The organism is Enterovibrio qingdaonensis, from assembly GCF_028683135.1.
In the GTDB taxonomy this organism is placed as follows: domain Bacteria; phylum Pseudomonadota; class Gammaproteobacteria; order Enterobacterales; family Vibrionaceae; genus Enterovibrio; species Enterovibrio qingdaonensis.
Map to the genome: position 1 here is coordinate 527,453 of NZ_JAJUBB010000001.1, position 25,850 is coordinate 553,302.

Sequence of the window (25,850 nt, forward strand, 5' to 3'; positions counted from 1 at the left end):
TATCCATAATGTTACGTGTAACATTCCAGACAATAGCTAACTCTCTGAAACAAGTAAACTATTTCATTCGCATTCTCATCGTAACTGCCTAAATGACAGGCTAAATGAATCAATCGCTTAGCAAGCAAAACTATTGCAAGCGCAATGATTTCATTCCAGCAACAAAAAGGCCGAGCAAACAGCTCGGCCTTTTGATTTACGTTGAAAAAATAGTAAGCAATTTAATCAACTGTCATTCAAGATAACCCTATTATTTCGCGAAATAGATGTTATCCAAGTAGATGTCAACTGGCTGCTCATTATCCGCTCTCGCTGCCGAGATGACGATTTGTGCAATCGCATTTCTTGCTAAAGAGCCGCTTGCATCTGCACTGATGAAATCACCAAGTGGGATTTCCAGTGTAACCACATCGGTTCCTGACGGAAAACTGGTGTATTGAATTGCACTGGTTTCCCCTGCACCGCCATCATGATTAGACAACTTAATGTTAACCACTTGTCCTGCTAACAAAGGATCTACTTTGTATTGCATGTGGAAAGTGGTAAAGCTCGTTGCATCAAAGGCTGATGATGAGAAATCAATACCCGCAAACACTTGTCCTGCTTCAATATTGATCACTTTAGCTGGACTACCTTCAAGCTCTCCATCAGTGATACGCGCTGAAGAGTCTCCCCAGTTCGGGCCCCACTCATTCACAGAGATATCTGTATAGTCATCGCTGAATATAGAGACGATATCTCCAGTCGTGCCGCCGTCAGTACCACCATCAGTGCCGCCATCAGTACCATTGGAACTTGGCGAGATGGTCACATTATCAATGACATACTCAGCACCGATCCCTGTACCCCAAGCTGGGAACACCATTATCAGGTCAATTGAAGTAAGATCCAGACCGTTGTTTGATAGGTCGCTCAGGTTAAACTGATAGTTCTTCCATACATTCAACTCTGGAAGACTGTCTAAGCTTAACTCCACGAATTCGCCACCAACATCTGGGCCACCATTTGATTCAATCTTAAACTTCCAGTCATCAGCTGGTGCATCACCTGCTGCAAGTAGCTTGATATCAAATGAGATGACACCTTCGACCATCCATGCATTCACATCGACTGGCTGAGGATCTGTAGCAACGCCTTCTCGTGAACTAAATCCGTTCACTGTCGCAGCAGTTACCTCAAAGAAGGTTACTTCGCCGTACTCTGCATCACTATCAGTGATAACAGGTGGTGTGGTGCCACCACAACAATCCCACGCTACCCACTGAGGGTTCGCTGCATCGTTGAAGATAACAATTGGCGTGGTGCCAGTCGTTCCACCATCAGTGCCGCCGTCAGTACCACCATCGGTGCCGCCGTCAGTGCCACCATCGGTGCCGCCATCAGTACCACCATCGGTGCCGCCGTCAGTGCCACCATCGGTGCCGCCATCAGTACCACCATCAGTACCACCATCAGTACCACCATCAGTACCACCATCGGTGCCGCCATCAGTACCACCATCGGTGCCGCCGTCAGTACCACCATCGGTGCCGCCGTCAGTGCCACCATCGGTGCCATTGCTGAAGTAGATATTGTCGAGATAGATATCTACCGCTTGCTCCGTGTCTGCTCTTGCAGCAGAGATAACAATTTGTGCAATCGCATTGCGTGCTAAAGAGCCGCTTGCGTCTGCACTGGTAAAGTCATCCAACGGAATTGCTAGTGTAACGACGTCTGTACTTGAAGGTACGCTGGTGTATTGAACTGCGTTGCTCTCACCTGCGCCGCCGTCGTGATTAGACAACTTAACGTTAACCACTTGACCAGCTAACAAAGGTTCTACTTTGTATTGCATGTGGAACGTGGTGAAACCCGTTGCATCAAAGGCTGCTGATGAGAAATCAATACCTGCAAAGGTTTGACCTGCACCAAGCTTGATCACTTTTGCTGGACTGTCATTTAGCGTGCCATCAATGATACGCGCTGAAGAATCACCCCAGTTAGGGCCCCACTCATTAATAGCGAGATCTGTGTAGTCATCGTTGAATACGGACACGACATCTTCGGTTGTACCACCGTCAGTGCCGCCATCAGTACCACCATCGGTTCCACCGTCGGTGCCGCCGTCAGTATTGCCGCTGAAGTAGATATTATCCAAATAGATATCTACAGGCTCATCTGTATCTGCTCTCGCAGCAGAGATGACAATTTGCGCAATCGCATTTCGGGCCAATGAGCCACTTGCATCTGCACTGGTAAAGTCATCCAACGGAATTGCCAGTGTAACGACATCAGTACCTGTAGGTACGCTGGTGTATTGAATTGCATTGCTCTCACCTGCGCCACCGTCGTGATTAGACAACTTAATGTTAACCACCTGACCTGCTAACAAAGCATCGACTTTGTATTGCATATGGAACGTGGTGTAACCCGTTGCATCAAAGGCTGCTGATGAGAAATCAATACCCGCAAAGGTTTGACCTGCACCAAGTGTGATCACTTTTGCTGGGCTGTCATTTAGCGTGCCATCGATGATACGCGCTGAAGCGTCACCCCAGAAAGGTCCCCATTCATTAACAGAGATATCTGTGTAGTCATCGCTGAAGATAGAAACCACACTTCCAGTTGTACCGCCGTCAGTGCCACCATCGGTGCCGCCGTCAGTACCACCATCGGTGCCGCCGTCAGTACCACCATCGGTGCCGCCGTCAGTACCGCCATCAGTGCCGCCGTCAGTACCACCATCAGTGCCACCGTCAGTACCGCCATCGGTGCCGCCATCGGTGCCGCCGTCAGTACCACCATCGGTGCCGCCGTCAGTGCCGCCATCGCTATCAGCGTCTACGAACGCAAGGTCTGCAATCTGGAAGCTACCGTTTTCCTGCAGTACTACAGCGAAAGCAGTCAAGTCAGCGAAGTTAGGCAATGGAACTTCCATTTGTACCCAACCACCAGTCAATGCTGTGCCATCTGCCAGTGCGTAGTCATTCGCGACTTCGCCATCTGTTAGACCTTGGATAGAAAGACGAACTTGATTCAGGTCTGTCAGAAGCTTGAAGCGTGCATGTGTGTAAGAAGTAACATCAATTGGGTTCAGGTTACTCGCCCACGCCAATGCACCCCATCCATCAGTTACTGTCAGCTCAAGTACTGGATCATACAAGTTACTGTCAGCATCAGCTAAGCCCGCGTTGTTCCAAACTTGCACATCCTCAAACACAAGGTTGGTTTGTTGACCGGTGTACAGGATGTAACCCGTTTCAGGAGCCGTAAAGCCGTTGTCTTTTTTGACATATGCAATATCTGCAATGTCTAGCGTGCCATTTTCACGCAATACCACAGCAAACGCTGTCATGTCTGTGAATGCAGGTAGTGGCACTTCCATTTGCACCCAACCACCTGTCAGAGCAGTACCTTGAGAGAGTAAGTAATCTTTAACCACTTCACTCTTAGACAGGCTCTGAACAGAAAGGCGGATCTGGCTAGCATCAGTACGCACTTTAAACTGCGCATGTGTATAGGACGAGATGTCGATTGGATTCTGGCTGCTTGACCAATTAACCGCACCCCACTCATTTGTTACTGACAGCTGAAGGACAGGATCATATAGATCGTTATCAACATCAGCTAAACCGGCATTGTTCCAAACTTGAACTTCATCAAAAGCAATGTTCGCTTCTTGTCCGGTATACATTACATAGCCAGTTTCAGGCGCGGTAGTGTTTCCTCCACCATTGTTCACAAATGCTACGTCTGCAATTTGCAGTGTGCCATTCTCATTCAACACAACAGCAAACGTCGTCATATCGGTAAAGTTTGGCAGAGGTACGGTCATTTGTACCCAACCACCTGACAACGCTGTACCTGTAGTAAGTGCGTAGTCATTAACGCTCTGACCTTGCGTTGCACTATCAATTGATACGCGAACTTGGTCTGCATCCGTCTGCACTTTGAATACTGCGTGGGTATATGGCGTGATATCTATCGGAGACGCGCTATTTACCCAAGCTAAAGCACCCCAACCGTCAGAGACCGTAAGGCTAAGCGCAGGATCATAAGTGCCACCTGTAACGCTTTCGATGCTTGCGTTATTCCACGCCTGCAATTCTTCAAACGTTATCGTGCTTTGTTGACCCGTGTATAGGATGTAGCCTGTCCCTGGTGATGAAGTGCCATCTCCTCCGTTGCCACCATCACCCAATTCCGAACCAATGGTACCGTCGGTGGTTTTGCTATAGAACACGTTGCGGACTTCTACAACACCACCGTCAGCATTCGCACCTTGGAAAAACAGCGGAGCAGTGACATCGTTAAGATCAACGGTTTTGCCATTCAGAAGATCGGATACTGAGATCTGATAAGTCTGCCACTCGGACGTCACTGTGTAGGAACCACTGCCGAATGTAACAAAGCTTGAGGTTTGAGGACGATCTTCACTATCAAACAAGCCAGTCTGGAAACCAAGGTTGAAGCCAGACGCACTCGTACCTTTGATTTCGAAGTTCAGATAGCCGTTTTCAAAGCCAGACAGATTTGCACTGTCTGACGTTTCAGTAGACGCACCAACAACACCTGCACCCCATCCCCAATCTTTCTCTGTTCCCGCCGTTGGCGGAAGCGTCAATTGTAGAGATTCAGTAGCAGTGTTCGCGCCAAGGAACGAAGTTTCTTCCCAACCAAATGCTTGGTAGCCACTTTGCAGTGCATTCTCGTAGTAAACGGTCAACGTAGAGTCTGGGTTATCTGAACCGCCCGAACCACCATCACCGCCATCGTCTTCGCCCGTTTTGCTAAAGCGAACGTTGCGAAGCTCAACCACACCGCCATCATCAGTAGAACCTTGGAAGAAGATCGGTGACGTTACATCTTCAAAATCAGGAGATGTACCGTTAGTCAGGTCGCTCATGGCAATTTTGTATGACTGCCACTCAGACGTGATTGTGTAATCACCACTGCCAAACACCACACTGTTGCTGGTTTGTGGACGTGAACTGTCATTGAATACGCCGGTTTGGAAACCAATATTGATGTCAGTCGTCGTGGTACCTTTGATGTCAAACATCAGGTAACCATTTTCGAAACCACTCAGGTTTTGGCCTGAGCTACCAACAACCGCAGTACTTGCTCCCCAACCCCAATCTTTCGCTGTACCCGCTGTTGGCGGTGTTGTCAGTTCGAGAGACTGCTTATTAGGGTTTGCTGCTAACCAGGAAGTATTCTCCCAATTAACGGCACTTAGGTTCTCGTTAAGCGTACCGTCGTAAATGTTGAATACATTGCCCTCTATTGGAGCCCCTGTGTTCGCGGCAAAAGGAATCGCAAGAATATTATCAATAACAGTTTGTTGATTGCCGCCATTTGATTTTACGATCTCGTTGCCACCACGAGTGATACCGTCAAAGGCATCAGCGTCGACAAGGTCCCAAATGAGGTACTTCGCATTACCATTGATGTCTACCAGACCAAAGTGTTGCTCTGAGTGACTTGGATTGCCTGAGTCACCTTTCCACGGTTCATCAAACGCTTGGAAGAAGAATACAGATGCACCATATTCCGCAGACCATGCTGTGATGTCGTCAAAGTATTCTTTCTGCTTGAATTCATCAGCGGCACCCGTACCACCGGCACCGTAAGCTTCGCTTGACTCTGTCGACCAACCGGTCTCACCAATGTGAACCTGTTTGGTGCTGTCTACAGCCAGAACGCTGGTTTGCGCTGCATCGAACTGCTCAATCGCCTTGTTAAATGCGCGATCCATGGCTTCAACAGCTTGCCCCTGACGAGACAATGATTGTTGGTTAGCCGGAACTCGCCAGAATTCAGGTTCAAACTGCGTGTCATGGAATGGATAAACGTGAACAGACACATAGTCTACCGCTTGGATCAGAGCCTTGATGTCGGCTTCATGACCACGGTAGTAGTCGTTATTGATCGCCCAAACCGCCCAGTTCTCTGAACTGGTAATCCAGATGTTTTCGCTGATGGTGCCGTCTGCTTTCAGGTCTTGAAGCTCACGAACACGTTCCAGAATGATACGTGGTACAACACGGTAGGTTTCTGCCCACTGAACCATCGCCTCATTACCAACCGCAATCACTTTGATGATGTCTGGATAGTTCTGCGCAAACTCAACCGCTTTATCCATTTCAGCATCATTCTCAGGGCTTTCCTGAGTATTATCGATTGGCTGATCCGAGAACGCATTCAGTGCAGAGATCCAAACACCCAACATCACGTTCATTTCAAAATTAGGGTCTTCGTCCTTCAACTGGCTGATAGCAATCAGCAGATTCTCGGTGTCTGAGAATCCCTGCGTGTTGTAGGTGCGAAGCATGCGCACACCTGCAGCGTGCATGATCAAAAGATCTTCTCTTAGATCACCCACACTTGGTACGTTTTCTTCTGTACGCTCTCTCGTACGGAATGCACCGTAAGAAATTGCTGGAAGTTTGGCGTTACCCAGAACAGCTTCGCCCGGTGCATCACCGCCTGCCACACTCGATACAGGGAAGTTTCCGGTTGGTGCAGGTTGCACTGCTAATTCAGGGGTATCTTCGTTGCCACCAACAGTGCCTTGGCCACCATTGCCGCCAGAACCACCGCCGGAGCCACCATCACCGCCATCACCGCCGTCATCTGTCCAATCTGAACCAATCGTGCCGGTTTCGCCTTTCGTGAAGTACACGTTTCTTACATGAACCACACCACCGTCTTCACCTTGACCATTGAAGTAGATGCCAGAGGTCACGTCATCCATGTCCAGGAAGCGGCCATTAATCAACGTGGACATAGGCACTTTGTATGTCTGCCACTCGCTGGTGATGGTGTTAGAACCCGCACCAAATTTCGTACCCACATTGACCTGTGGACGCTCTTGATTACCGAAGACACCAATTTGGAAGCCAATGTCCATTTCAGAAGTGGTGGTGCCTTTGATGTCAAAATGCATGTAACCATCTTCATAACCTGTCAGGTTCATCGATGGCTCATTTTGATCCGCATTAGGAATAACACCCGCTCCCCAACCCCATTCTTTTGCAATACCTGCAGTCGGAGGCGTGGTCAATTCTAGAGCTTGGATCTCAGTATTATTGCCTAGGAAAGAGGTTTCTTCCCAAGCAATTGGGACGAAATTAGTGCGAACTTTGCCGTCATAATAAACGGTAGTGACATCGTTGCCGTTTTCAGGAGCCTGTGGTGGCGTACCAGTATTGTTATCAGAACCAATTTGGCCATCTGTCTTCTGGCTGAAGAAAATGTTTCTGAACTCGAGGATACCACCATCATCTACTGTGCCTTGCACAAACAATGGCGAGGAGACATCGCTGTAGTCCAAAAGGTTATCGCCGACCAATTCACTGATAGGGATCTGGAACGTTTGCCAATCTGACGTAATTTTACGCTCACCACTCGCTAAAGGAGCAATCGCACTGTTTGACGATGTACCGCCATTGAACGTCACGCCATTGCTGCTAGAAGGACGTGCATTATTCTCGTTGCCGGGCGCATTTCGGTCTTGACCAGATTGAAAGCCAATAGTAACAGGTGTCGTTACTGTGCCTTTCACATCGAAGTTCATGTAGCCACTTTCGAAACCTGACAGGTTAATGGAGTTTGAACGGTCTCCATCAGTCACCAGCCCTGCCCCCCAGCCCCAAGGAGCTCGAGTCCCTGCAGTTGGTGGGGTAGTTACAGTATAGTTTTGCGTTTCAGTAGGTATAGCGGAAAACGCAGTCAGCGCGGTACCATTTTGCCAACCGACGGCTTGGAAGCCAGGTTTCAGCTGACCTTGGTGGAAAACTGTAACGACCTCGTCACCCGTTGGCGTACCCGCAACAGGTTTACCACCTGCTTCGTCGCCTCCACCACATCCGCTCAACGCTACCGAGGCCATCAGTAGCAGTTTTGCAAATAGATTCTTCATAATGTCATCCGTATTTCTAAATCCTTCGGTAACTCCGCAACACTGAGGTGTTGCCAGAATCAAAACTCCCAAATGCGAAGGGAGAAACGTGTTTGGGTTTAAGGTGTCATCACTAAAAAGAAAGCGCTTTCTACACAGTTTCAAAAAATGGCCGATGCCTCGGCCTCTATCGTCGAGCATGGAGCTCGCGCAAGTTGTAAAGATATTGTTAAGTAGCAATAACAAACAAGCTTATTGGCGTCTCAGATAAGAGAATGATGAGATCTTGCACACATAATTTTGCAAGCATTGAAAATATTCTCACTTATGAATCTATGAGTTCTAAAGTGAAAAAGAAGAGTAATAATCATCCGATATGAATGGAAAATTGCCAATCTGAGCAATCTCACCTTGAAAACGCAGCGAGTTATGTAACACATTTAGGTGTGACTAAATGCAATCCAAGATTGCGGAACTACTTTCAAGAAATGAATCAGGCCGTGCATGCCCTCTCGCTATATGCAAAGTGACTGGGTGCCAAGAGCCAAAATTGATATAAAAACTCGCTACTTAGGAAGTTGATTGCCTTTTGGGTGTCAGGCATCAACGCTTCTAGACCTCGGGTATTTTTTTAAAAGTCACAAGAAAGCGCTTTCACGAGTAGGAACCTTCAACTTCTTCACGGAGTGAAAATGAAAAAGTCTACATTAGCGATGGCTGTATTGTGCGGTAGCAGCGCAATGACAGGCGTACCGATTGCCAACGCAGACGTTCTAGACACATTGGAGTTCGAGTTTCATGGGTACTTCAGAGCTGGCTATTTTGTAAGTAAAGAAAATGATTACAAAAAAGCCGACATTGGTGGCCAGAAAGAACAGCTTGGGCGTTTAGGTCTCGAATCAGACAACGACGGCAATCTGACCTTTATTACTCGCGCCAATATCAATGAAGACCAGCAACTGAGTATTCATGTCGGTATCGGTGATACCGAATTCGATGACCTGATTGGCTTCATTGAAATGGACGGCGTTCTGCCAACCGGTAAGCTTTGGGGTGGTAAAAGAAAAATAGGTGAAGAAAACTATATCTTCATGACGGATTTCTTCTACACCGATCTCGAAGGTCTCGGCGCAGGTGTTCAGGACTATGAAATCGGCGATGCGTTTCTAGATTTCGCATACATCTTCAGCGAGCGAAACATTAGCGACAGTAACGACTCATACGATGATTTCATCGCCACGTCGTCAACATCTGCAAAAGTCATTGAACGCCAAAACAGTCGCTTTGTCCCTCAAAGTCAGCGCGCATATGTAAATAACAACCAAAACAACCCAATGCACACGTTTCATGCTGCCTATACGTTGGGTGCGTTAACATTGCAAGGTAACTACAAATACCTCCCCGATAACTTTGACCTGAGCGGCAAGGAGTGGGCGGAGTATGGCTATGACGTGACTGCCATCTACCACATGCTGGATTTCTTTGGTCTGAAAGGTAACGCTTTCTCATACGCCATTTTGCAAGCGGGTGAAGGCTTAGGTTCAGGTAATCTCCTTGGTGGTACGATTACCGACTACGCTGCACTTCGTCCCGGTTCGCTTACACAAGGTTACAAAGTAAACGACGCTAATTACGGTTCGATCTTCGGCGACCCGTACTATCTGATCACTCACCGTGAAGAAGACGCAAAATCTGCGCGAGCCCTGCTTTGGGGTGGTTACACCATGGATAATGGCATCGGCTTTTTCCCTTCAGTCCAAGCGCAATACAACGATGAAGGCACTAACGATGAAGGTGACGATGCAGGTTATAACTATTGGGTATCCGTCATGATGCGCAATATTTTCCCTGTTAAAGACAACCTCATCGTCCAAACAGAAGTCGGCTACTACGAGAACGTGCAAAACGGTGGTCATTGGCACCAATCAAAATTCACTGTTGCACCGACTTACGTTTTGTCTGATGGCCTCTCTACCGCTGAAATTCGATTCACGGCAACCTATTTGCCACTGGCTTGGACAACAGGTGAAGAGGGTAATAACCGCATTCCGCTCAAGGATGACATCGTCTTTGGTATTCAGGCTGATGCTTACTGGTAACAGGTAAAGGAGCCTCTCCTCGCCCGACTCTATGCTTTGAATAAACAAAAACAATGCAGAAAGCCAGAAAGACCAAGGATGTAAGGATACGACATGAACAATTTCCCTTATCGACGAGCCATCGTAGCCACTGCGATAGTGGGTGCCCTCGTCGGCTGTGAATCAAAAAATTATGCGCCCGTTTCTGAAGGGTCAGACACGAGTGCGCAAATTGTAAGACCCGATACAACATGGACTTTAGTGTGGAATGACGAATTTAGTGGCGAAGCCATTGATAAGTCAAAATGGAGCCATGAAGTCAACTGTTACGGCGGTGGTAACAACGAACGACAGTGTTACACCAAACGTAAAGTAAACTCTTTTGTTGAAGACGGAAAGCTGCACATCGTCGCACGTGACTACCAGTTTACTGGCCCTTCAGATCCCGAAGGAAAAAGTCGACACAAGGCTACCTTGCCCTATACCTCGGCACGCCTGCGCACCATGAATAAAGGCGACTGGAAATACGGTCGTTTTGAGGTTCGCGCCAAACTCCCATTTGGACAAGGCACGTGGCCTGCAATTTGGATGTTACCGACTGACTATGTTTATGGTGGTTGGGCAGCGTCCGGTGAGATTGATATTGTAGAGGCGGTTAACCTCAAAACACCGACTGACGAACTCGGAGCCGAAGCAGGCAAAGAAGAAGCGCGTATCCACGGAACGCTTCACTATGGCCGCGGATGGCCTGACAACGTAAGCACGGCAGCCGAGTATCACCTACCAAATGGTGTTAACCCAGCTGACGGTTTTCATACCTATGCCATTGAATGGGAACAGGGTGAAATGCGTTGGTACATCGATGGCATTCACTACGCCACGCAGCGTTCTGATGGTTGGTATAGCCAGTATAAGGAAGGCGGGAAATGGGTCACAGGCCCAGATGATTCGCCGTTTAACCAACGCTTCCATATGATCCTCAACCTCGCGATTGGCGGTTCTTGGGCATCGAATGCAAACGAAGGTGACATTGACCCGGCCATTTTCCCGCAAACCATGGAAGTGGATTATGTCCGTGTCTATGAGTGCTCTAAAGACCCAGCGACAGGCAAAGGTTGTTCTACGGTATCCGATGATGCGCAATTTGTGGCGGGCACAGCAGCTCCCGAGATCATCATTCCAGGGCCGGATTATGCAACTGGTCCGGTGTTTACCCTCTATGAAGATGGCTTAGACAAGCACCTTCGGTCTAAAGAGTATGATCCTCAGTTCAAGGTCTATACCGAAACCAAGCAGGTTGAAGGCCGAGGAAATGTGCTGGCAATCAAGAAAACGGGCGACACGGGTAACTTCTACTTCGAATCACCTGAAGTCAACATGGGTGAGTGGATGAGCGGCGGCGATTTAGTGTTCGACCTGCTCGTTGAAGAAAGTGCGCCTAATGCTGGCTTGATGATTAAGATGGACAGTGGCTGGCCGAACACCAGTGATATTGATGTTGCCCTCCCACCTAAAGGCCAATGGAAACAAGTCCGAATCAATGTTGCTGAACTGGTTGAAAACGGTAACCGTTTTGCACCCGGAGCCAAGGCAAACATTGAGAGTGTCAAAAACATCTTCGTTATAGAGCCTACAGGCCCAATGGTCCTGAGTATCGACAACGTAAGGTTTGAAAAGTAATCCCCCTCTCGCATGATTGCGAACGTAAGCAAAAGAAGAGGCTTTCGCCTCTTCTTTTTTTTGTTTCCCTGCCACTTGGGTATATTCCTTAATCAATTGGGCCGATTCGTTGATCAGAAGTGGTATTTGTACCCGTTTAGCTATCATTAATGCTGGAAAAACCTTATCAGTGATTGATAAAATCGCACCCAATTTTATAACGTATAGCAAAGAGAGTGATTCCCCATGGGACGCAGTTTCGAAGTTCGCAAGAATGCAATGGCGAAAACCCAAGGCGCCAAAGTTAAGCTTTACTCTAAGTACGGCAAAGAAATCTACGTTATCGCTAAAAATGGCGGTGGCGACCCAGACACCAACCTGTCTCTGAAGCGCATGATCGAGAAAGCGAAAAAAGATCAGGTGCCATCTCACGTTATTGAAAAAGCGATTGAGAAAGCAGCAGGTGGTGGCGGTGAGAACTATGAAGTTGCGCGCTACGAAGGTTTCGGTCCTGGTGGTTGCTCAGTTATCGTTGACTGTCTAACTGACAACAACAACCGTACCTACATGGAAGTACGTCAGTGCTTCGTAAAAACCCACTCTAAGATTGGTGGCCCAGGTACCGTTGCTCACATGTTTGAGCACCAAGCTGTATTCCAGTTCCAAGGCGACGATGAAGAAGCCGTTCTGGAAGCGCTGATGATGGCAGACACAGACGTGACTGACATTGAGTGTGAAGACGGCGTTATCACCGTATTCGCGCCAACCACTGAATTCTTTAAAGTGAAAAACGCACTGGCTGAATCAATGCCTGACGTGACACTAGACGTTGAAGAAATCACATTTGTTCCTCAAACAATGACTACCGTTGCAGGCGATGATGTCGCTGCTTTCGACAAGTTCATTGATATGTTGAACGACTGTGACGACGTTCAAAACGTATACCACAACGCGGAAATCGACGAGTAATCTCTTTTTCGCGTTTCAAAATGCCCGGTTCTGCCGGGCATTTTCTGTTATAACCAAGGCTAATATTGAAATTGGTTAGCCTCATGCTAAAGGTTGAATTCCATCATGGAACAACAAGAATTTGAAACATTGGTAAAAGCATTGGCTGAGACCAATGGTTTGCCAGAAGCATTAGATATGCTGAAAAAATGCGGCGACGACGAAGTTGCAGCTGCAGCTGAAGAAATGACAGGCCAGTTTTCACTGGCTGAAATCGAAGGTGAAAACCGTGTTTACCACGTATTCACGGAAGAGAACGAACAAGGCGAAGAACAAGAATTTGTTGAGCACGTAATGAACGTGGGTGATGAAGTCTTGGTATTCGTTGAGTGGTTCTTCTACACACAATTCGAAATCAAAAACCGCGATACATACGCAGCAGCAGGTCGTACCTACAAGCAACCTAAACGCAGCTAATACCACGCGCTATTGATAAAGCCGGGATCGCTATCCCGGCTTTTTTGTACGATCTTGGCTGCTAAATGCAATCTACGCTTCTTCCTCAGCATCAAGCTCCACAGAGCAGCGCCCAAATCCCTCAATATCCAATTCAAAGCCACCTACCCCAAGGTCATTGGTCGCGCCTAACAGAACACGAGATAAACCATCTAGAATCTGTTCGGGCCCTAAATCCATTTCCATACACTTATCAGCAATATAATCTGAAAGTATTTGCGCCTGTTGTTCTGAAATTCGTTCACTCATCGTAGCTATCCTTACTGTCGCTGGCGCAGCATTTTCGCTGAGCATAAGTGGCATAATCAACGCCTTACTACAAATTCGCCTGCCAAGGCTAGTTTCTACGTTTTCTGCTTCCTCTATTTAGCGTAAACACTCAATCTTAAAAATGCCTGTCACTATTCTGATTGTTTTTACGATAAACACACGCTTGAAAATACGGCGTAATCAACAGCCGTTTTGCAAATGGAAAGGGAAAAAAAAGCCCATGCAGCTTCTGCTAGTCATCATAAAGGCTACCTTTCACTATCAACAAACTTGCCTCATTCTCATCGATAGGCGTCACTACGGCGACGGGTCACACTGAATTGTAAGGCTTTTCTAAAGCGCAGATAGAGAGTTAGATTCCGCTCAACATTCTGATTTGTAAAGTTCGCTATTATCCCGCCAATCTCCAATTATCGGATCCTACAATGACCATCAGAACAAAAATGCACAACCAAGAATTATACTTCTGTGACGATGAAGGCTTGGCAGCTGAGCAAACTCAATGTCTTGAAATTCTTTACGATTTCAATCAAACGAGACCCAGTGAAGCTGCTAAGCGTAGGGAGATTCTGGAAAGGTTTTTCGCGGAGATTGGCAAGGACTGCTACATAGAACCACCGCTTCGCGCAAACTGGGGTAAACACACCCATTTGGGTGATTACGTGTATGCAAACTTTAACCTGACCTTGGTCGACGACACACACATCTATATCGGTGATTACGTCATGATTGGGCCTAATGTCACCATCGCAACCGCAGGACACCCCATTGACCCTGATCTAAGAAGAAAAATTGGCCAGTTTAACGTCCCCGTTCATATTGGTGACAATGTTTGGATTGGCGCGAATTCTGTCGTATTGCCAGGCATAACAATTGGAGAAAACTCTGTGATTGGCGCAGGCAGTATTGTCACCAAAGACATACCAGCGAATGTCGTTGCGGTCGGAAACCCGTGCCGTGTGTTGCGTGAAATCAGCGAACACGACAAAGAATTCTATTTTAAAAACCTGCGCATACAGCGTTAACTGCCCATTACGAAGAGACGGAGTAACAATGCATCACATCCTGAAAATCTTACCTAGTGCAGCCATGCTTACTTTGGCTACCTCTTTGTATGCAAACGCTCTCGATTTGGAAAACCTGAAACCGCCAGTCTGGCTTTACGAAAATGGTTCTGTCGTTCCGCAGGCCGTGTTGAACGAAATCTCGCATGAATGCGGTATTGAAGAGGCAGCCACCAAGGTTGCTAACGCCAAAGCAGGTGAAGCAAAACCTGCCCTAGAAGCACTTATCATTGCTGCCGAATGCTTTAACGCTTATGGGTTCAAGCGAGAGTCCGCCTTGCCTCAATTGTAACCAACGAAAATAGCAAACCTCGGTTGTGTGTTAAGACCTACTTTTCAACCTACCATCTCTAATACAGCATTCGGCAAATTTCGGCGGCAACACTAACTGTGCCGCCGAGTTCATAAACCAATCGAATGCGCGACTGCTGAACGAAAGCAAATGTCATGTCCCCAAACAACCTATGTATTGCATCCCGCATTAATGTGTTAGGTGTTTTAGATAGGTAAAAAAGCCTTCATCTTTTTCATAACCATTTTTCTCGTAGAGATGCTGAGCTTTTACATTGTCTTTCGCCGTACTCAGCATAATGAATGCGGAGTCAGTCTCCTCCGCCAATTGGTCTGCCCTTTCTAGCAGTAACTGCCCTACGCCCTCTTTGCGAAACTTCTCATCCACGAACAAATCATAGAGAAGCCAAATACGCTTCATTTCTAACGAGCAATACAAGGGATACAACTGGGTGAAGCCTGCGAATTCATTATCATCAGTCACGGCAAAGTAGATGATTGACTCGTCGTTTTTTATCCGCTCTTTAAGATAGGCAAGCGGCTTTTTACCCTTTAGATCGACCTCGTAGAACGCCAAGTATTTTTCATACAGCTTTACGATTTCATCTAAATCTGAAATGTCAGCACGGTTTATCATGAACATCATCTATCGGCCTTTGTTCTCCAATACATGCGATAGAAAGTAGCAGATAGCTAAGTGCAACATGCACTAACTTTAATACCCAAAAACAATCAGTGACAAAACCTATAACTATGCTGGAGCCCCTCCTCAATAGACAACAACGAACGCTCATTAGAAAGAAAACAAACTCGCAACCGTCTCAATTGTGAGCTATTTGTTAAGTAACTGACAAGTAACTCATCAATACACATAGTGATGACGAGAGTTATTGTCACTGCGTGCCTTCAAGGACAGAAAATACATATAACAGCCACCTTTTGGTCGCTCCAGAAGGAGGTCGCACGCCAACACGTTTATCGACTACAACAATTTGTTTTAAAGCCAAATTAGCGGGAGGCTAATATGTTAGGCAAACTCAAGCTTGCGCAGCAACTCACCGTATCTTTTTCAGCAGTGCTGGTACTGCTGCTTGTCGTTTCAATCGTAGGTTATGGGGGCTTATCTGAAGGTTTTAAGAATTTTACCGACTACCGTGGGCTTGCTCGTAGCTCCAATGAAGCAAGCGAAGCAGAAGCTACCTTGCTAAGCGCGAGACTAACGGCACTAAAATTCCTTAAAACACAAGACCCTGCTCTAATCGACAAAGTCGAGAAAGAGATCGCCCATATCGATAAAGTCATCGATATAATGCTCTCGCATGAATCAGACCCCACTCGAATTAATGAGCTCAACGAATCCAAAGTCTTGATGGCAAAATATGGCGAAACCTTTGCTTTGATCGTGAAAGATTTTGCTGATCGGAATCTCGTGGTTCAACAAGACCTTGACCCTAATGGCCTTAAAATGCGTCAAACGATGACAAAAATCATCGAAGACTCAGCGGCAGATAGAGAAGTAGACTCTTTGTTCTATGCGTCTCAAGCTCAGCAAAACTTGTTGCTGGGTAGACTATTTGCCGCCAAGTTTCTAATCAGTAATTCAGATCAAGATTTAAATCGCTCACTCAACGAATTGAATGATGTTATTGCCCCTCTCAACCAATTGAAGCGCCTGCTTACTTCGCCTGAAGAGCGCGAAATGGTGGATGCATTTTCCAATGCCCACCTTTCTTATACCTCTGCGCTGCAACAAACAGCAGAGATCATTCACGCAAGAAATAAGCGAATTTCTGGCACTTTGGATGTTATAGGGCCGCAGGTTACGACTAACTTAGGCGATTTCAAAGCATCGATCAGAAGCTCCCAAGACACACTGGGACCTGAAGCTCAGTCAGACAGTGAGGCGGCAGTACAAACTGTTATTACCGTTTCTGCTGTCGCAATTCTAGTCGGCATTTTACTCAGTATTCTAGTGGCCCGCGCTATTCGCAGACCTATTGGTGGTGAACCTAGCGAAATAGAACAAATTGCCCGAAACATCGCAACCGGTGATTTAACGCAATCATTTGATAATAAAGAGCAACCGACAGGCATATTCGCTGCAATGGGCGAAATGAACGGTAACTTGAAAGATATTGTTGGTCAGCTTTCTAGCTCAGTAGACACCTTAAACAATGCATCCGGCACCTTGGTAAGTGTGACGGAAGAGACATCACGCAACACAGAGTCTCAGTCAGAACAACTAGAGCAAACTGCGACAGCGATGCATCAGCTAACAGCCACGGTTGACGATATCGCTCAGAACGCTCAAAAGGCTTCAGATATTGCTAATGAAGCTGACCGTTATTCTCAAGAGGGTCAAAGCGTTTTGGATGACACCCGAAACAGCATTGAAAACCTTGTAGGGAATATTGGTGAAGTGAGCCAGGTCATTGAGAACTTGGAAGCAGAAACCAAAAACGTTGGCAGTATTCTCGACACAATCAGGGGTATTGCAGAGCAAACCAACCTGCTTGCATTGAACGCTGCCATTGAGGCTGCGCGCGCAGGTGAACAAGGTCGTGGTTTCGCGGTAGTTGCCGATGAGGTTCGTAGTCTCGCTAGCCGAACACAACAAAGTACTGAAGAAATTCAGACACTTATCACCCGCTTACAAAGTGAGTCAAAACGTTCGGTAGAGTCGATGCGTAAGAGCGCTTCTGAAGCTGAGGAAACGTCATCCAAGGCCAACAAAACGCGTGATGCCCTGATTTCAATTACAGAGTCTGTATCCAATATTCGTGATATGAACCACCAAATTGCCATCGCGGCAGAAGAACAAAACTCGGTTGTCGCCAACGTTAACCAAGCTGTAAAACAACTCAATGAGTTAGGGAAAAGTACCGCTTCTGGTACGGAGAAGCTGTCCAAAGAAGCGCATGGCCTAACCACTATCACCACAGGTGTGAACCAAATCGTAGGTAAATTTTCGATTGGATAGTACCGACTTGCAATAAAACAACGCGCCGAATTTGGCGCGTTTTTTTATCCCTTCGGCATATTCGATTCAATCGGACGTCGCCAATATCGACACATATTGCTCACGCGAACTTCAGCTACACTCGTACAATCTGTACTTATCGAGACGCATTCATGACTGACATTCGAAAGCAGAAAATCCATGACTTACTGAAAATCGGCATTGAAACGGGTGATGCAAAGGTCGTTTCGGTAGTAGATGAAACACGCTACGTGCAGCACAACCCTAAGACGAAAGAAGGCGATGTGGGGCTTGCGGAGTTATTTGCCAATCTCGCGCTAACGCATCCTCATGTCGAAATCATCCGCATTTTTTCTGACGGTGACTTCGTTTTTGCCCACACAGAATATGACTTCAGCAGCGTTAAGATTTGTTTTGAAGTGTTCAGGTTTGAAGGTGATAAAACCGTTGAACACTGGGACAACCTACAAGCAAAACAACCTAAAAATCTGGCTGGGCGAACAATGACCGATGGTGAAACAGACGTCCATGACCTCGAAAAAACAGAATCAAACCGCGCGTTCATCAATCAATTTGTAAGCCACGTTTTATTGGAACGACAGCCTTTCGAAACTACACATTTCTTTGATACCAAAAACTATGCCGAACATAGTCCGCATTTTAGCGACGACCTGACGCAACTCTATGCAGCATTGTCCACGCTTAACGAAGACAATGAGCCAATCATTCACTACCAAATCCACCATACAACGCTCGCAGAGGGTAACTTTGTTCTTACACTTTGCGAAGGTTATCGTGGCGGTTCTCACGTCGCATTTTATGACTTATTCCGAGTGGAAAATGGGCTTATCGTTGAGCATTGGGATACCGTTGAGGAGATACCTGACAGGGCAGAATGGAAGAATGAAAACGGGAAGTTTTAGTCTCTTAGCTTGAGGCGTCCGATATCAATATTGTTTCGAATATAGGCGGGAATATTAAGTTTCTCTTCGAGGTTTTTGAACTTGGAACTCGGCATTGCCTCGATAACGGCACTGAGCTCTTCATAGCTAATACCCACTAAGCGGGATGCCGTCATAAGTCCGTTAATAAACTGCTTCTTCTCGCGTTTTTGCTCATGTTGGTTTTCCGGAATGGCACATAGAGCTTCGCATTCTCGCGTTAATCGTTCCAACAATACGTCTTTGTAAGCGTCCACATTCTTATCCTCAGTGTCCTTTTCTATACCCAATCAACCTGCATCTTCAGGTTGATTGGGTATCTATCTTCTGTCCCTAACATTTTTTTGCAATATATTCATGAAGATAACTTCGACGCATACATCAAAACGCCTTCAACAATTAAACAATCTGAAATGAAAGTGTGTTTTCATAGATCTTGAATGCTGTTCATTTATACAGTTTTTTTCACCTAACCTATTGACCTACGGTTCCCATAGAGCTATTACTGTATATGTAAACAGTGCTTTTGGAGGTGTATTATGGACGTGAGAGAATTTGATAAGTTGCTTGAACGTGTAAATCAAAGCCGTAAAGCAGCCTTACAAGACCATTCATTTATCGAGCAGGCAGAAATGCATGCAAAAGAGTTGGCTCGCATAGAAACCATGCGATCGGAGCCAACGAAGAAACGGTCAAGAACGAAAGCAAAAGGACCGAAACGGTTTTCAAATGTTTACGAGGGCTTTGCTAGCAATCGTGAACTCGACTTCCACTACTAGAAACTCGTTTTAATCTTTCCAGCTGCGTATTGCTTGTTCACCGGCTTTTACGCCCAAGCGGTACGCAGCTTCCAGTGTTGCCGCATCCCGACTTAGCCGTTTTAATTTGAAGCTTTCAGATGGGCATATCTGAATGATTTCAACGCCATCAGGTGGGTTTTCAATGAGTTCCAAAGTTTCGTTATAGCGGATATGACGCGTTAGCATTGGGTCGACCAACGCTGGATAGTCTTTCAATAGTCGTTTTGTGAGACCAGCAAAAGCAGGCTTAGATTTCCGGTAACTAGCAGGACGGCTGCGCAGTACCATGATCTTTTTCGCCCCTCTGCGTATGGCTTCCGCCACAGGTATTGCATCCGTCACGCCACCATCAACGTATGTGTGCTCACCCAATTTAACGCCGTGGCGATACAAGATTGGCAGTGCGCTGCTGGCTTTCATTGTTTCCACTAACACATCAACATCTGGCGTTAGGTATTCGGCCATTCCTGTATCTTGTCGTGTCACTCCAAGAAAAAACGGGCGCTCGTCAGCTTGAAGAGCGGTTTTATCAATCCCCAGCTCGGTAAGCGTAATATTCCACATCCAATCGAGATCCATAAGATCACCACCAGAAGCGAATTTACCGAGTGTGAAGAATTCTTTTCGCAGACTGTAATCGAGGTATATTTTGAGATTTCTTCCGGGCATCTTCGCTAAGAATGCCGCGAGGTTACTCGCTCCCGCCGACACCCCCCAAAAGCTGTCAAAGGGTGAAAAGTCTTCTTGCATGAAATGGTCGAGCACACCACACGAAAACACACCACGCATGGCACCGCCTTCAACAATCAGAGCATTTGGCCCAATGCGGTCACTCATGCTGACGCTCCCGCTTTGGCGACAGAACCTCGTTCCATCACGGTCGGTTCAAGCTCCACAATTTGCGGTGGATGTTCGCCATTTCCTATGCGCGCTATCAAGGCATCAACCGCCGCTTTACCTAAGCGATACTTAGGCTGGTGAACGGTTGTTAGAGAAGGCGTCATGTACTTCGCAATATGAATATCATCGTACCCCATGACGGAAAGGTCGCTAGGAACAGAAATGCCCTGCTCATTCGCCGCATTGATCAGCCCCATTGCCATCATGTCATTCCCAGCGAAAATTGCACTTGGGAGTTCGCCATGTTTGTTGAACGCTGAAAAAGCCTGATAGCCCCCTTCGCATTCAAAATCACCTTCTACTACCCACTTAGGATTAATGGGCAAATTGGCCTCTTTCATCGCGCGCTTAAAACCTTGATAACGCATTTGCGCTTGATGCTTCACCAAAGGACCCGTAATACAACCAATGGCGGAATGGCCTTTATCAATAAGGTGTTTCGTGGCGAGATAGCCACCACGCAAAGAGTTATCCTGAATTTTGTCACAGGGTAGCGAAATGGGCCCCCAGTCCATCACAACGACGGGCACACTCTTTAGCTTTTCCAAAATTTCCGAATATTCACCTTCCATTGTTGAACACATCAGAATGAAGCCATCGACACGCTTTTGCATCATGGTTTCAATCGAGGCTTTCATGCGGGTGGCATCCCCTTCTGTATTGCACAAAATAAGGTTATAGCCAGCATGGTAGCAACTGCGTTCAACCCCTTTCACCACTTCCCCAAAAAAGGGATTGGTTGAAGTGGTCACGATCATGCCGAAGGTATTGGTGCGGTTGGTTTTGAAGCTACGCGCCAATGCTGATGGCGCGTAGTATTGAAGTTCTTTGGCTGCATTGTTCACACGCTCTGCTATTTCGTCACTGACAAAGCGTGTTTTGTTGATTACATGGCTAACGGTTGAGGTTGAAACACCGGCTAACTTCGCGATGTCTTTCATTGTTGCCATGTCATCTCCTTATCAGGCATGTGTTTTTAAGAAAGCTTCCACTTCCTCACGGGTTGGAATTGAAGTTTGTGCACCAAATCGTGTCACAGAAATTGCAGCCGCCGCATGCGCAAACTTAATCGCTGATTCTAAAGGCATTGCCTCCATTAAACCAGTAACGAATGCACCGTTAAATGTATCTCCGGCCGCGGTAGTGTCAGTCGCATCCACACGAAATCCCGGAACAATTTGACCCTTACCCTCTTGACTGACATAGACGCCTTTCGCACCCAAGGTGATCATCACTGTCTCTATGCCTTTGGCATGAAGTATTGCTGCCGCTTCACTCGCCGTTACTTCGTCTTCCACCTTCACACCAGTTAGCACTTCTGCTTCGGTTTCGTTTGGCGTAATGATATCGATGCAAGCTAACAGGCTTTCTGGTAACTCGCGCGCAGGCGCTGGGTTTAAAATCACCTTCGTGTTGTGCGCTTTCGCTTCTTGGGCTGCGTACGCTATGCCTTCAAGCGGCGTTTCAAGCTGCATTAATAGAAAATCAGCATGGTGAATACGCTCAAGTTCCGACTCGATAACATCAACTGTCAGCTTGGCATTTGCCTCTGCAGAGATACAGATGCTGTTTTCGCCACTGTCGGAGACCTGAATCATGGCAATGCCCGTCGGGCAATCTGCCTGCATCTTTACGCCCCCAATATTAATACCGTCGCATTTGAAACTCTCGCGAATATTGATACCGAATGGGTCATCACCCACGCAAGCAATAAAGCCGATGTCCGCGTTCAATCGCGCTGCGGCAACAGCCTGATTCGCCCCTTTACCACCTGGGATAACTTGGTAATTGCGACCATGCAGGGTTTCACCCGGGCGGGGGAAAGAAGGCACCTGAAGGACATGATCTGCGTTGACACTCCCTAACACCACTAACTTATTCATCGAGCTATCCTCAGCCTCTTGAGAGACCTTGTTGTTGTAAATACTGCCCCCTTAACTACCGTGAAATACACCATGATAGCTTGGGGTTAAAAACACATTGATTTAGGCTCTTTATCAAGAATCTAAAGCAATCGGCTTTATTAGCTCCCCCTTTCGAGGGAGCCAATACGCATTATTGAGTAACGACTTTCAGAGGTACAGGGATAGACTTCTCAACCGGCTGACCTTTAAGCACTTTGTCCGCAATTTCCACACCCATTGCACCAATTAATTCCGGTTGCTGAGCAATTGTCGCGGCCATTTTGCCTCGTTTAACCGCAGCAATGCCGTCATCTGTCCCGTCAAAGCCAACAATCAACACGTCTTTTCCAGATGCTTGAACCGCGCGAAGAGCACCCAGAGCCATTTCATCGTTCTGAGCAAATACAGCTTGAACATCTGGGTTTGCTGCCAGCATGTTTTCCATCACGTTCAGGCCTTTGGTGCGGTCGAAATCCGCTGGCTGGCTAGCCAGAAGCTCCATCGAGCCACCATCAACCACATTCATGAAGCCTTCGCCACGCTCACGCGCCGCAGAGGTACCTGCGATACCTTCTAGCTGAATCACTTTTGCTTTTTCACCGACTTTCTCCATGATGAATTTGCCCGCCATTTCGCCACCAGCAACATTATTAGACGCGATATGGCTGACGACGTCACCACGCTGCGCACCGCGGTCTAATGTCAGCACAGGGATTTCACTGCGATTAGCAATACGGATGGCATTCGATACAGCGGCAGAATCCGTCGGGTTGATCAGAATCGCTTTGACGCCACGAATGGTGAGATCTTCAACGTTTGACAGCTCTTTACTTGGGTCATTCTGAGAGTCTAAAACAATCAGCTCATAACCCAGTTCTTTTGCTTTATTTTCGGCACCTTCTTTCATCGTGACAAAGAATGGATTATTCAGCGTAGACACGACGATCGCCATGGTGTCTTGCGCGTGTGCAGCCACGGAAACGGTTGAGGAAAGGAGAGCTGCAGAGATAAGCATGGATAGTTTTTTCATTGTCTTCATCCTTTTGTTTTTGGTGCGCCAATGAAAGGGGAACATTGGCGCGTTCTACACGTAAATGGGTTATTGCTTCGTAGGGTTACTTGTTCTTGTTGTCGACCATCACCGCCAACAGAATGACCACGGCTTTCGCAATCATCTGGTAGTAGGAAGATACGTCGAGAAGGTTTAAGGCGTTATTTAGGAAGCCGATGATCAGTGCACCAATCAAGGTTCCCATGATGCGGCCTTTACCGCCCATCAGGCTGGTACCACCCAGCACCACAGCGGCGATAGCATCCAGTTCGTAGCCCATCCCTGCGGTAGGTTGAGCAGAAGAAAGACGAGAGGTCACGATGATGCCCGCCAGAGCCGCCAACAGACCGCAAATCGCGTATGCACCAATCTTCACTTTGTCGACATCAATGCCTGACAGACGCGTTGCAGACTCATTGCCACCTAGCGCATAGATGTAGCGACCAAAACGGGTGTGATTCAGCAAGTACCAAACTGCCGCGAACACAATCACCATCAGCCAAACAGGTACCGGAATACCCAACGCATAGCCCGTGCCGAACCACGCAAAGGCATCAGCGGTGTCAGTGAAACCGGTCGAGATTGGACGGCCTTCGGTATACACCATGGTGACACCACGCAGCAGCGTCATGGTAACCAGCGTCGCGATAAACGCTTGCACCTTACCTTTGGCGATAATGATGCCGGAAATTGCGCCGAGAACGGCACCCGCAAACAATGCCGTAGGCACCGCCACCAGCACAGGCACTTCCATGGCAATTAATGTGGCAGCGAATGCGCCACACAATGCCAGAACGGAACCGACACTTAGGTCAATACCCGCCGTCAAGATAACCAGCGTCATACCCACAGCAATGATGGCGTTGATGGAGGTTTGACGCAGGATGTTCAGAATGTTGTCAACGGTAAAGAAGTTAGGGTTTAAAAACGACACCACGACAATCAGGAATAAAAGCGCGATCAGCGATTTTTGTTCAATGAGCCATTCTTTGCTGAACAGCTTTTTACCTTCCGCTTTTGATGGCGTTACTGCGTTACTACTCATGCTGCATCCTTCTTAACGTGTTTACCTACAGCGCAGGCCAGTAATGTTTCTTGATCGGCGTCTTTCGCGTTGAATTCGCCAGTAATGCGGCCTTCATGCATCACCATGATGCGATCACTCATGCCGAGCACTTCTGGCATGTCAGAAGACACCAGAATGATGCTCATGCCTTCCGCTTTGAATCGGTTGATCAGTTGGTAGATTTCTTTCTTTGCTCCCACGTCGACACCACGCGTGGGTTCGTCGAGGATCAGGACACGCGGCTTGGTCATCAGCCCTTTTGCAATCGCCACTTTCTGCTGGTTACCGCCAGAAAGGTTGCCAATTAGCTGCTCACGGGTTGGGGTTTTGATGTTGAATAGCGTGATAAAGTCATCGACTGCCATAACCTCATCGGCATGACGGATTTGCACACCTTTACTGAACTTATCCAGCGCACATATCGACATATTTTCTTTCACAGACAGGCCAAGGATCAGGCCATCGCCTTTACGGTCTTCGGAGATATACGCAATGCCGTTTAGTAGTCCATCTCGCGGGTTTATTGGATTAACAGCTTTACCGTTTAGCACCACATCACCACGCTCACGTGGCAACGCACCGTAAATCACCTTCATCAGCTCAGTGCGACCTGCCCCCATCAAACCAGAAACACCGAGTATTTCGCCGCGTTTCAGCGTAAAGCTCACGTCTTTCACACCCGATCCAGTGACGTTTTTCACGTCGAGGCAGATATCTCCGTGTGTCACAGCAATTCGTGGGTATTGCTCTTCGAGCTTCCGGCCGACCATCATTTCAATCAAGCCGTCTTCATCGGTGTCTTTCACCTGACATTCGCCAATGAACCTGCCATCACGAAGCACGGTAATGTCGTCGCAAATGGTGAAAATTTCCTTTAAGCGGTGGGAGATGTATACAATGCCGCAGCCTTCGTCGCGAAGCTCGTTGATGACCTTGAACAGAGATTCAGTTTCAGTGTCTGTCAGGGCATCGGTAGGTTCATCCATGATGATGACTTTCGAATCAAACGACAGAGCCTTAGCAATCTCTACCATTTGCTGTTCACCAAGGCTTAGGGCACCCAGAAGTGTTTTGGCACTGTGTTTTACGTTCAGTCGAGCCAGCAGCTTATCTGCTTCCGCGTACATTTTTTCCCAAAGCACACGCCCAAACGCCCCTGTAAACTCGCGACCTAGAAAAATATTTTCAGCGATGGTCAGTTCAGGGATCAGATTCAGTTCTTGGTGAATAATACTGATACCGGCTTGCTGAGAATCTCGCGGACCTTTAAACGCCGCAGGTTTACCTTCATAGCGGATTGACCCACCGTCCAAAGCATAAATACCGGTAAGCACTTTCATCATGGTGGATTTGCCCGCACCATTTTCCCCCATGAGTGCCATCACTCGACCTGGGTACACATTGAGACTGGCTTTATCGAGTGCTTTTACACCCGGAAACGCCTTTTCAATCTCACTGAGTTGTAATATTGCTTGAGTCATAGGAACGCCCTCGTCTCAT

At 47.3% G+C, this 25,850-nt stretch carries 19 protein-coding genes; 9 read left to right on the forward strand and 10 right to left on the reverse strand.

What is annotated here, in order from left to right; genetic code table 11:
* Positions 1-250: 250 nt before the first annotated feature.
* The gene (locus LRP49_RS02335) at positions 251-7,903 is read right to left on the reverse strand and encodes a glycoside hydrolase family 17 protein (protein WP_274139911.1); all 7,653 of its coding nucleotides are present in this window, start codon (positions 7,901-7,903) and stop codon (positions 251-253) included.
* Between the two features lie 671 nt (positions 7,904-8,574).
* Here LRP49_RS02335 and LRP49_RS02340 point away from each other — a divergent pair.
* From LRP49_RS02340 to LRP49_RS02355, 4 genes are all read left to right on the forward strand, one after another.
* Positions 8,575-9,981: a carbohydrate porin gene (locus tag LRP49_RS02340; protein WP_274139913.1), complete on the forward strand. Its 1,407-nt coding sequence runs from the start codon at positions 8,575-8,577 to the stop codon at positions 9,979-9,981.
* 93 nt (positions 9,982-10,074) lie between these two features.
* On the forward strand, positions 10,075-11,640 hold the full coding sequence (locus LRP49_RS02345) for a glycoside hydrolase family 16 protein (protein WP_274139915.1): 1,566 nt from the start codon (positions 10,075-10,077) through the stop codon (positions 11,638-11,640).
* Positions 11,641-11,865: 225 nt separating this feature from the next.
* On the forward strand, positions 11,866-12,588 hold the full coding sequence (locus LRP49_RS02350; protein WP_274139917.1) for a YebC/PmpR family DNA-binding transcriptional regulator: 723 nt from the start codon (positions 11,866-11,868) through the stop codon (positions 12,586-12,588).
* Between the two features lie 105 nt (positions 12,589-12,693).
* Positions 12,694-13,044 (forward strand): hypothetical protein, encoded by a 351-nt coding sequence (locus tag LRP49_RS02355; protein WP_274139919.1) that lies wholly within the window; start codon positions 12,694-12,696, stop codon positions 13,042-13,044.
* A gap of 72 nt (positions 13,045-13,116) precedes the next feature.
* Here LRP49_RS02355 and LRP49_RS02360 read toward each other — a convergent pair whose 3' ends face one another.
* Positions 13,117-13,332: a hypothetical protein gene (locus tag LRP49_RS02360; protein ID WP_274139921.1), complete on the reverse strand. Its 216-nt coding sequence runs from the start codon at positions 13,330-13,332 to the stop codon at positions 13,117-13,119.
* 446 nt (positions 13,333-13,778) lie between these two features.
* Between LRP49_RS02360 and LRP49_RS02365 the strand changes: the two genes are divergently transcribed.
* Both LRP49_RS02365 and LRP49_RS02370 read left to right on the forward strand, forming a co-directional pair.
* Complete coding sequence (locus LRP49_RS02365; protein WP_274139922.1) at positions 13,779-14,378, forward strand: sugar O-acetyltransferase; 600 nt, start codon at positions 13,779-13,781, stop codon at positions 14,376-14,378.
* Positions 14,379-14,406: 28 nt separating this feature from the next.
* Positions 14,407-14,709 (forward strand): hypothetical protein, encoded by a 303-nt coding sequence (locus LRP49_RS02370; RefSeq protein WP_274139924.1) that lies wholly within the window; start codon positions 14,407-14,409, stop codon positions 14,707-14,709.
* Positions 14,710-14,898: 189 nt separating this feature from the next.
* On the opposite strand, the gene LRP49_RS02375 is transcribed toward LRP49_RS02370, so the two are convergent.
* Complete coding sequence (locus LRP49_RS02375; protein ID WP_274139926.1) at positions 14,899-15,354, reverse strand: GNAT family N-acetyltransferase; 456 nt, start codon at positions 15,352-15,354, stop codon at positions 14,899-14,901.
* A 378-nt stretch (positions 15,355-15,732) separates the two neighbouring features.
* On the opposite strand from LRP49_RS02375, the gene LRP49_RS02380 reads away from it, so the two are divergent.
* Both LRP49_RS02380 and LRP49_RS02385 read left to right on the forward strand, forming a co-directional pair.
* On the forward strand, positions 15,733-17,688 hold the full coding sequence (locus tag LRP49_RS02380) for a methyl-accepting chemotaxis protein (protein WP_274139928.1): 1,956 nt from the start codon (positions 15,733-15,735) through the stop codon (positions 17,686-17,688).
* A 152-nt stretch (positions 17,689-17,840) separates the two neighbouring features.
* Positions 17,841-18,611 carry a nuclear transport factor 2 family protein gene (locus LRP49_RS02385; RefSeq protein ID WP_274139930.1) on the forward strand — a complete coding sequence of 257 codons (771 nt, stop codon included), beginning with the start codon at positions 17,841-17,843 and terminating at the stop codon, positions 18,609-18,611.
* On the opposite strand, the gene LRP49_RS02390 is transcribed toward LRP49_RS02385, so the two are convergent.
* Positions 18,608-18,886, reverse strand: coding sequence for a hypothetical protein (locus LRP49_RS02390; protein ID WP_274139932.1), 279 nt, complete (start codon positions 18,884-18,886; stop codon positions 18,608-18,610). The two genes, LRP49_RS02385 and LRP49_RS02390, sit on opposite strands and share 4 nt — an antisense overlap.
* 282 nt (positions 18,887-19,168) lie before the next feature.
* On the opposite strand from LRP49_RS02390, the gene LRP49_RS02395 reads away from it, so the two are divergent.
* Positions 19,169-19,408: a hypothetical protein gene (locus tag LRP49_RS02395; RefSeq protein WP_274139934.1), complete on the forward strand. Its 240-nt coding sequence runs from the start codon at positions 19,169-19,171 to the stop codon at positions 19,406-19,408.
* 9 nt (positions 19,409-19,417) lie between these two features.
* On the opposite strand, the gene LRP49_RS02400 is transcribed toward LRP49_RS02395, so the two are convergent.
* The 6 genes from LRP49_RS02400 to rbsA form a co-directional block, all read right to left on the reverse strand.
* On the reverse strand, positions 19,418-20,266 hold the full coding sequence (locus LRP49_RS02400; RefSeq protein WP_274139936.1) for a patatin-like phospholipase family protein: 849 nt from the start codon (positions 20,264-20,266) through the stop codon (positions 19,418-19,420).
* On the reverse strand, positions 20,263-21,279 hold the full coding sequence (locus LRP49_RS02405; protein ID WP_274139938.1) for a substrate-binding domain-containing protein: 1,017 nt from the start codon (positions 21,277-21,279) through the stop codon (positions 20,263-20,265). Before LRP49_RS02405 ends, LRP49_RS02400 begins: the two co-directional genes overlap by 4 nt.
* Before the next feature lie 12 nt (positions 21,280-21,291).
* A complete protein-coding gene (gene rbsK, locus LRP49_RS02410) occupies positions 21,292-22,212 on the reverse strand; it encodes a ribokinase (protein ID WP_274139940.1) in 921 nt (306 codons plus the stop codon).
* A gap of 172 nt (positions 22,213-22,384) precedes the next feature.
* Entirely contained in the window at positions 22,385-23,263 is an 879-nt protein-coding gene (gene rbsB / locus LRP49_RS02415; protein ID WP_274139942.1) for a ribose ABC transporter substrate-binding protein RbsB, read from the reverse strand.
* Positions 23,264-23,348: 85 nt separating this feature from the next.
* Positions 23,349-24,329, reverse strand: a complete 981-nt coding sequence (gene rbsC / locus LRP49_RS02420; RefSeq protein WP_274139944.1) for a ribose ABC transporter permease — start codon at positions 24,327-24,329, stop codon at positions 23,349-23,351.
* Positions 24,326-25,831 (reverse strand): ribose ABC transporter ATP-binding protein RbsA, encoded by a 1,506-nt coding sequence (gene rbsA, locus LRP49_RS02425; protein ID WP_274139945.1) that lies wholly within the window; start codon positions 25,829-25,831, stop codon positions 24,326-24,328. The genes rbsC and rbsA overlap by 4 nt, the downstream gene beginning before the upstream one ends.
* Between the last annotated feature and the right edge of the window lie 19 nt (positions 25,832-25,850).

Bases quoted from the DNA above. Each gene is read 5' to 3' on its own strand.
- LRP49_RS02335 (WP_274139911.1), bottom strand. From the start codon at position 7,903: ATGAAGAATCTATTTGCAAAACTGCTACTGATGGCCTCGGTAGCGTTG.
- LRP49_RS02340 (WP_274139913.1), top strand. From the start codon at position 8,575: ATGAAAAAGTCTACATTAGCGATGGCTGTATTGTGCGGTAGCAGCGCA.
- LRP49_RS02345 (WP_274139915.1), top strand. From the start codon at position 10,075: ATGAACAATTTCCCTTATCGACGAGCCATCGTAGCCACTGCGATAGTG.
- LRP49_RS02350 (WP_274139917.1), top strand. From the start codon at position 11,866: ATGGGACGCAGTTTCGAAGTTCGCAAGAATGCAATGGCGAAAACCCAA.
- LRP49_RS02355 (WP_274139919.1), top strand. From the start codon at position 12,694: ATGGAACAACAAGAATTTGAAACATTGGTAAAAGCATTGGCTGAGACC.
- LRP49_RS02360 (WP_274139921.1), bottom strand. From the start codon at position 13,332: ATGAGTGAACGAATTTCAGAACAACAGGCGCAAATACTTTCAGATTAT.
- LRP49_RS02365 (WP_274139922.1), top strand. From the start codon at position 13,779: ATGACCATCAGAACAAAAATGCACAACCAAGAATTATACTTCTGTGAC.
- LRP49_RS02370 (WP_274139924.1), top strand. From the start codon at position 14,407: ATGCATCACATCCTGAAAATCTTACCTAGTGCAGCCATGCTTACTTTG.
- LRP49_RS02375 (WP_274139926.1), bottom strand. From the start codon at position 15,354: ATGATGTTCATGATAAACCGTGCTGACATTTCAGATTTAGATGAAATC.
- LRP49_RS02380 (WP_274139928.1), top strand. From the start codon at position 15,733: ATGTTAGGCAAACTCAAGCTTGCGCAGCAACTCACCGTATCTTTTTCA.
- LRP49_RS02385 (WP_274139930.1), top strand. From the start codon at position 17,841: ATGACTGACATTCGAAAGCAGAAAATCCATGACTTACTGAAAATCGGC.
- LRP49_RS02395 (WP_274139934.1), top strand. From the start codon at position 19,169: ATGGACGTGAGAGAATTTGATAAGTTGCTTGAACGTGTAAATCAAAGC.
- LRP49_RS02400 (WP_274139936.1), bottom strand. From the start codon at position 20,266: ATGAGTGACCGCATTGGGCCAAATGCTCTGATTGTTGAAGGCGGTGCC.
- LRP49_RS02405 (WP_274139938.1), bottom strand. From the start codon at position 21,279: ATGGCAACAATGAAAGACATCGCGAAGTTAGCCGGTGTTTCAACCTCA.
- rbsK (WP_274139940.1), bottom strand. From the start codon at position 22,212: ATGAATAAGTTAGTGGTGTTAGGGAGTGTCAACGCAGATCATGTCCTT.
- rbsB (WP_274139942.1), bottom strand. From the start codon at position 23,263: ATGAAAAAACTATCCATGCTTATCTCTGCAGCTCTCCTTTCCTCAACC.
- rbsC (WP_274139944.1), bottom strand. From the start codon at position 24,329: ATGAGTAGTAACGCAGTAACGCCATCAAAAGCGGAAGGTAAAAAGCTG.
- rbsA (WP_274139945.1), bottom strand. From the start codon at position 25,831: ATGACTCAAGCAATATTACAACTCAGTGAGATTGAAAAGGCGTTTCCG.